The organism is Ralstonia sp. GX3-BWBA (genome assembly GCF_003290055.1).
Taxonomy (GTDB): domain Bacteria; phylum Pseudomonadota; class Gammaproteobacteria; order Burkholderiales; family Burkholderiaceae; genus Ralstonia; species Ralstonia holmesii.
Window position 1 is genome coordinate 1,236,366 of record NZ_QMKS01000009.1, and the last position, 6,436, is coordinate 1,242,801.

Sequence of the window (6,436 nt, forward strand, 5' to 3'; positions counted from 1 at the left end):
TTCAGCCGCCGTGCGTCAGTTCGCAGCGACTTTCCCCGGACCGCCCACCACGATCGTCGCCATGGTCTGCGGTTGCAGCGCGCGCTGGAATGCCGCACGCACCTGGTCACGCGTGACAGCCGCGATGCGCTGCGTCCACGTGTCCAAGTAGTCGAGCGGCAGGTTGTACCAGCCGATGTTGGCCACGTTGTCCAGCAGCTTGCGGTTGCTGTCCAGGCGTAGCGGGAAACCGTTGACGAGGTTGTCCTTGGCGGCCTTCAGTTCCGCGTCGGTCGGGCCATCGGCGACGAACTTGGCAACGGTGTCACGCACGACGCCCAACGCTTCTTCGGTCTGGTCCTTGCGCGTCTGCAGCGCCAACTCGAACGGACCGGGCTGCGCGGCGGGCGCAAAGTAGCTGCCGATGCTGTACGTCAGGCCGCGCTTCTCGCGCACTTCGTTGGTCAGGCGCGCACTGAAACCGCCACCACCGAGCACGTAATTACCGACCAGCAGCGGAAAATAATCCTTATCGCCGCGCGCAATGCCCGGTTGGCCGAGGATGATGGTCGCCTGCTGCGCCGGATGCGGAATGCGGATCGTCTCGGCCTTCGCCAGTGGCATCTTCACATCGGGCAGCACCGGCGGCGTGGCGCCGTCAGCAGGCAGGCCGCGCGTGATCTGCTCGGCGATGGCCTCGGCTTCCTTACGGCTGATCGCACCGATCAGCGTCACCACTGCGCGCTTGGCCGTGTAGTTGGCCTGGTAGTAGTGCACGATGTCGTCACGCGTGATGCTCTCCACCGTTTCCGGCGAAGCGGTCTGCCCGTACGGATGCGTGCCGTAGATGGCTTTGCCGAACGCGCGCTCGGCCAGCACCGACGGCTTGGTCAGCGATTCGCGGATGGCCGCCACAAGGCGCTGCTTGTCCCGCGCGAGCACGGCGTCGGGGAAGGTCGGCGCCGAGATGATCTGCGTCATCAGCGCGATGGCCGGGCCTCGCTCGTTCGGGTCGGACAGCGTGCGCAGACGCAGGCTTGTGCGATCGCCGCCCGCACCGCCACCAAAGCTCGCACCCACATCGGCAAACGCATCGGCAATTGCCGCTTCATCGCGCGCGGGCGCGTTGCCCTGCGCGGCGACGCCCTTGTCGAGCATGCCGGCCGTCAGCGAGGCGAGGCCAACCTTCGCCGCTGGCTCGTAGCGCGAACCCGCATCCACGTCGAGATTGATGTCGAGCATCGGGATCGACGGGCTCGGCACGAAAAACACGCGCGCGCCGGTCGGGGCCGTCCAGTGTTCGATGGGCAGCGCGGCCAGAGCACTCTGCGCCGCCGCGGCAACAATGGCGACCAGCGCCGTCTTCAGGGTCAGAGACATGGCGCGCATCAACGCAGCCCTCCTTCTTCGCGCATGCCAGGAACAGGCTTGCGCGCCGGTTTGTTGGGATCGATCGGTTGCGGCAGCAGCGTGGCGACGACGAGGTTGTCTTCGCTGAAATACGTCTGCGCCACGTGCTGGATCTGCGCCGACGTCACGGCCTTGATCTTCTCAAGCTGGCGATCAATGGACCGCCACGACAGACCGCTCATCTCGTTCATCCCGATCTCCATGCCCTGGCCGAACACCGAGTCGCGCTTGTAGATCTGGGCGGCCACAACCTGCGCCTTGACGCGCTTCAGTTCGGCATCGGTCACGCCCTCCTTGGCGATGCGCTCGATCTGCGCGCGCAGGGCCTGTTCGATCTCGGCGGTGGTGTGGCCGTCGGCGGGCGTGCCGTCCATCAGGAAGATCGAGGGGCCGCGGTTCAGGCCGTCGTAGCCGGCGTTGACGTCGTCGGCGATACGCTTTTCACCCTTGACGAGCTGGCTCGATAGGCGCGCGTTGTCATAGCCATCGAGCACGGCCGACAGGACTTCCAGCGCGTACGGGTCGACGTCCTTTTCCACATCGATCAAACGCGGCACCTTGTATGCCAGCACAACATACGGGTTCTCGGCAGGCGCCTTCACCCAGATGCGCTTCACGCCAATCTGCTTGGGCTCTTCCTGCGCGTAGCGGCGCGGCAGCGCATGCGGCTTGAGCTTGCCGTAGGTGCGCTGTGCGAGGCGGAAGACTTCATCGGGGTTGACATCGCCCGCGACGATCACGGTGACGTTGTTAGGCGTGTACCAGGCGTGGTACCAGTTCTGCGCGTCCTGCACCGTCATCGTGTCGAGATCGCCCGGCCAGCCAATGGTCGGGTTCCGGTACGGCGCGGCGTTGAACAGCGTGGCGAGCATCTGCTCGTAGACGGTGGAACGGGCGGAGTCGTCGATGCGCATGCGGCGCTCCTCCTTCACCACGTTCATCTCCGGCTTGAACTCCTTGTCGGTCAGCTGGAGATTGGCCATGCGATCGGCTTCAAGCCCCATCACATCGGCCAAGTGCGACTTCTCGATCTGCTGGAAATACATCGTGAAGTCGCGCGTGGTCATGGCGTTTTCACGGCCGCCCAGGGCTGCCACGCGGCGAGAGAACTCGCCGGCGCCGACAGCCTTGGTGCCCTTGAACATCATGTGCTCAAGCATGTGGGCGACACCCGTGGTGCCGTTGTGCTCGTCGATGCTGCCGGCGTGATACCAGACCATGTGCGCCACGGTGGGGGCTCGGTGGTCTTCCTTGACGATCAGTTGGAGCCCGTTGGGCAGCTTGTATTCGTGCGTGTCGGACTGGCTGGCACCCACCTTGGCGCCGCTGGCGGTGGCCACCGGGCGCCCGGGCGCAGCAGCAAGTTCCTGCGCGCCAACATGGCCGGCCAGCAGGCCTGCCGCCAGGGCCGTCGCAGCCAATTGCCAGACTCGCGACCGAGCCCGGTTTGAAACGATTCGCATGGAAGAGCGCATAAGGGCTGTCTGATAAAATTCGACGCTTGATTCTAACGGCGAAATAGACTGCCTTTTACGATGTTTAGTTTCTGGAAGAAGCGCAAGGCAGAGCCCCAACCGGCCGCCGAACCCACGCCCGCAGCGGCGCCTGAAGCCGCGCAGGCACCTGCCCCGGCTGCCATCCCTGCCCCCGCGCCCGTACCCGCCCCGGTTGCAGCCCCCCAGCCCGTCGCTGCGCCTGCTCCCGTACCTGTCGCCCTCCCGGCTCACATTGCCGTGCCGGACGCACCTGCCGTGCAGCCTGCACTCGACGTGCAAGCCGACGATGTCGAGACCGTGCCCACGCCCGCCGTGATCGAACAGGCCCGCAAGGGCTGGATGTCGCGCCTGCGCTCCGGCCTGTCGAAGACGAGCAAGGGCCTGACCACGCTGTTCGTTGGCGTGAAGGTGGACGAAGCGCTGTTCGAAGAACTGGAGACCGCGCTGCTGATGGCCGACGCTGGTGTCGACGCCACCGAATACCTGCTGGGCGAACTGCGCCGCCGCATCAAAGCTCAGCGCATCGAAACCGCCGAAGGCGTGAAGACCGCCCTGCGCGACTTGCTGGTCGAGCTACTGCACCCCTTGGAAAAAACCATGGTGCTCGGCCGCGAACAGCCGATGGTGATCATGATCGCGGGCGTCAACGGCGCCGGCAAGACGACCAGCATCGGCAAGCTGTGCAAGCACTTCCAGACCTACGGCCAATCGGTGCTGCTGGCCGCGGGTGACACGTTCCGCGCCGCCGCGCGAGAGCAACTCGTGATCTGGGGTCAGCGCAACAACGTCACGGTGGTGGCGCAGGAATCGGGCGACCCGGCCGCCGTGATCTTCGATGCGGTGAACGCCGCACGCGCACGCGGCATCGACATCGTCATGGCCGACACCGCCGGCCGCCTGCCGACGCAGTTGCACCTGATGGAAGAACTCAAGAAGGTGCGCCGCGTGACCGCCAAGGCGATGGCCACGGCGCCGCACGAAACGCTGCTGGTGATCGATGGCAACACGGGGCAGAACGCCCTCGCGCAAGTCAAAGCCTTTGATGAAGCGCTGGGCCTCACGGGCCTGATCGTCACCAAGCTGGATGGCACTGCCAAGGGCGGCATCCTGGCCGCCATCGCACGGCAGCGTCCGGTGCCGGTGTACTTCATCGGCGTGGGTGAGCAGGTTGAAGACCTGCAGCCGTTCTCTGCGCGGGAATTTGCTGACGCGTTGTTGGGATAACGTCCTGCGAAACCTTGTTACACAGAAACGCCCTGAATTGCTCAGGGCGTTTCTATTTGCGGTCGAACTTATCGGTGCTCAGCATTTACCAGCACATCGCGTGTATTAAGGCTCAACTGGTAGCCCTCCGATCAGCATGCCCCCTGCGCTGATTTCAAACACCCACCGAATTGGAATTGTCTGATTGAGATTCAGTGCTTGGCGCTGCTCCAATGGAGCACTTCAGCGAAGTGCTCTCATGTGGAGATGGCAGATGCAAGACACACAATCCGGCAAGGTCTACGTTGCGGCGTTCAACGGCGCGAAGACAGCCAACGGCGGCGAAATCGCTCAGGGCTCCAGCAGCATTCGTGATAGCGGACACACGCTCTTGCTTGTAGGCGATGAAGCTGTCTACCCAGACGGCAGCACGGCCGTCATTACTGCGGGTGCAGGCATTGCACTAGTGGACGATAACCGGCCTGCTGCCATCATTGGGAGCCCACTGAGCAACGGCGACACCATTGTTTCGTCACCAATCACGGCCCTGACTTTCGATGAACCGGCGGACACCCCCATCATCGGCCTGCTTGACCCGGCGTACCGTCCGGAGCCGGCGACCGACAGCGTGATCTGAGGGGGTCGATCATGGAAGACATGCGCCCCGGCCTCAGACATGGTGACTTAACAACGACGGGTGGCGCCATCATTGCCACCGGCAGAATGCGGTTCCACGGCAAAGAGGTGGCTGCGGAAGGTGATCTGGCAACTTGCCCAGCCTGCAAATCCGTGGGCTACCTAGTCAACGACGCCTACCCAGCGTTTGGGCTTCCGGGCGGCCGTCAGCTCGCCATTCAAGGTGCGTGGATCTTCTGCAAATGCGCCAGTCCCCCTCGCGCGATTGCTTCGACGGATCAGTTTCGGGTTGCGGTGAATCGAGCGGGCAGTGGAATGCCTGTTTCGGTCAGTGCGAAATCAGCCTTCACCGCGCCGCTGGGAGGCCATAACCGGGTGCCGTTGCCCTCATCGTCGCTCAAAGAGACAGATCAGAAATCGACGCTTGAAGACGATCCCCAATTGATCTGCCCCAACATGAGCAACGCGGAGTTCGCTCGAATGGTCATGCTGCGACGAGACAAAGCTGTTTCGCTTATCGATAAGCGCGTAACTGAATTAACAGAATGGTCTCCCGCCGCTCAGGTTCGCGTCGCACAGTGGTTCGGTAATAGCGGCAATGCAACGCGGGACTATCTAGCTGGCGGACTTTCCCGCATACGTCACGTCCTGTCTGGGCTAACTCCGAGCAGTTTTGTTCGCTATTCCGAGACAGCCATGACGCATGTCGGCTGCGTTTCAGCCTCAAAGAAAAAACTCGGGGTTGTCGCAGAGGTATGCGCACCAGATACGGCAACGCATACGATCGCCATTCATTTGGATTTCTGCGAGCTACGAGACTTCGCCTACAGCATGGACTCGCAGGTATCTACGCTAATTCATGAGGTATCGCACTTCCACGACACCATGAACACCGGAGATCCTGTTTACTTCATGAGGAAGTGCCGAGACCTTGCGAAATCCAACCCGGAGATCACGCTCCATAACGCCGATAGCATCGCCGGTTATGTCATCTATGAAGATTAGAAATACGCTGGCGGCGTTTCTGCTCTTGAGTGCCGGCGTCACGTATGCCTGCATGCCGGGTCAGAATTTTGATGTGTACTTTTCTTCGGATTCCGCTGCGGTATCTTCGTCGGAAATACTTCGCCTAGCGAATTGGATGGTAGATCAGCGCATCAAGTATCCGACGCAAGAGGTGCTTCAGGTCGATGGGCGGGCAGAAGACCATGAGCGTAACGCGCGTGCGTTGGCAAAAGCACGCTTACAAGCCGTCGTGTCCATCCTGAAAACCCAACACTTCAACCAAGTGCCGGTGGATGAACACTACGGCGTCTACCGGTCAGATGATGTAGGAAACGGACGGCGAGTCGAGATCTCGATCTTGCCTGCGTGCCCCAATCCGTGCTGCTCTGAAGGCGACATGCCTACCAAGAGATAAGCGACATTGGCTGTCCTCAATGCACAAGCTCCTCTCCTCCGCGCTCCTGCATGTAGCGGCCGCATCCACGGCTGACTGCGTGACAAGAGGGGCGTTCTTGCCGACCTATCGCGTCGGGAGCAACACTCGAGTCCGCGCAAGGCGCGCTTCGGAGGCACGACTTTTCACAACCGGCGTTTATGATGCATCTCACTAAAATAATCGCACCAATCCTGGTAACCGTATCGGGCTTCGCTTTTTCGGCTTCGGATAAAAAATCCGATTGCCTGAAACATCTTGGGTGGGGTGGGGG

At 62.1% G+C, this 6,436-nt stretch carries 6 protein-coding genes; 4 read left to right on the top strand and 2 right to left on the bottom strand.

The window, feature by feature from the left end:
* Positions 1 to 15: 15 nt before the first annotated feature.
* Positions 16 to 1,368, bottom strand: coding sequence for a pitrilysin family protein (locus DOD19_RS13400; RefSeq protein WP_112185961.1), 1,353 nt, complete (start codon positions 1,366 to 1,368; stop codon positions 16 to 18).
* A complete protein-coding gene (locus DOD19_RS13405) occupies positions 1,368 to 2,864 on the bottom strand; it encodes a pitrilysin family protein (protein ID WP_204360054.1) in 1,497 nt (498 codons plus the stop codon). Before DOD19_RS13405 ends, DOD19_RS13400 begins: the two co-directional genes overlap by 1 nt.
* A 60-nt stretch (positions 2,865 to 2,924) precedes the next feature.
* On the opposite strand from DOD19_RS13405, the gene ftsY reads away from it, so the two are divergent.
* The 4 genes from ftsY to DOD19_RS13425 all read left to right on the top strand — a co-directional run bounded on the left by ftsY (position 2,925) and on the right by DOD19_RS13425 (position 6,144).
* Positions 2,925 to 4,109 (top strand): signal recognition particle-docking protein FtsY, encoded by a 1,185-nt coding sequence (gene ftsY, locus DOD19_RS13410; protein WP_112185965.1) that lies wholly within the window; start codon positions 2,925 to 2,927, stop codon positions 4,107 to 4,109.
* Positions 4,110 to 4,362: 253 nt separating this feature from the next.
* The gene (locus DOD19_RS13415) at positions 4,363 to 4,725 is read left to right on the top strand and encodes a PAAR domain-containing protein (protein WP_112185967.1); all 363 of its coding nucleotides are present in this window, start codon (positions 4,363 to 4,365) and stop codon (positions 4,723 to 4,725) included.
* Between the two features lie 11 nt (positions 4,726 to 4,736).
* A complete protein-coding gene (locus DOD19_RS13420; RefSeq protein ID WP_239498001.1) occupies positions 4,737 to 5,729 on the top strand; it encodes a M35 family metallo-endopeptidase in 993 nt (330 codons plus the stop codon).
* Positions 5,710 to 6,144, top strand: a complete 435-nt coding sequence (locus tag DOD19_RS13425) for a hypothetical protein (RefSeq protein WP_162634368.1) — start codon at positions 5,710 to 5,712, stop codon at positions 6,142 to 6,144. The genes DOD19_RS13420 and DOD19_RS13425 overlap by 20 nt, the downstream gene beginning before the upstream one ends.
* The last annotated feature ends 292 nt before the right edge of the window (positions 6,145 to 6,436 follow it).

Coding starts and splice junctions, on each gene's coding strand:
- ftsY (WP_112185965.1), top strand. CDS start 2,925: ATGTTTAGTTTCTGGAAGAAGCGCAAGGCAGAGCCCCAACCGGCCGCC.
- DOD19_RS13425 (WP_162634368.1), top strand. CDS start 5,710: ATGTCATCTATGAAGATTAGAAATACGCTGGCGGCGTTTCTGCTCTTG.
- DOD19_RS13405 (WP_204360054.1), bottom strand. CDS start 2,864: ATGCGCTCTTCCATGCGAATCGTTTCAAACCGGGCTCGGTCGCGAGTC.
- DOD19_RS13400 (WP_112185961.1), bottom strand. CDS start 1,368: ATGCGCGCCATGTCTCTGACCCTGAAGACGGCGCTGGTCGCCATTGTT.
- DOD19_RS13415 (WP_112185967.1), top strand. CDS start 4,363: ATGCAAGACACACAATCCGGCAAGGTCTACGTTGCGGCGTTCAACGGC.
- DOD19_RS13420 (WP_239498001.1), top strand. CDS start 4,737: ATGGAAGACATGCGCCCCGGCCTCAGACATGGTGACTTAACAACGACG.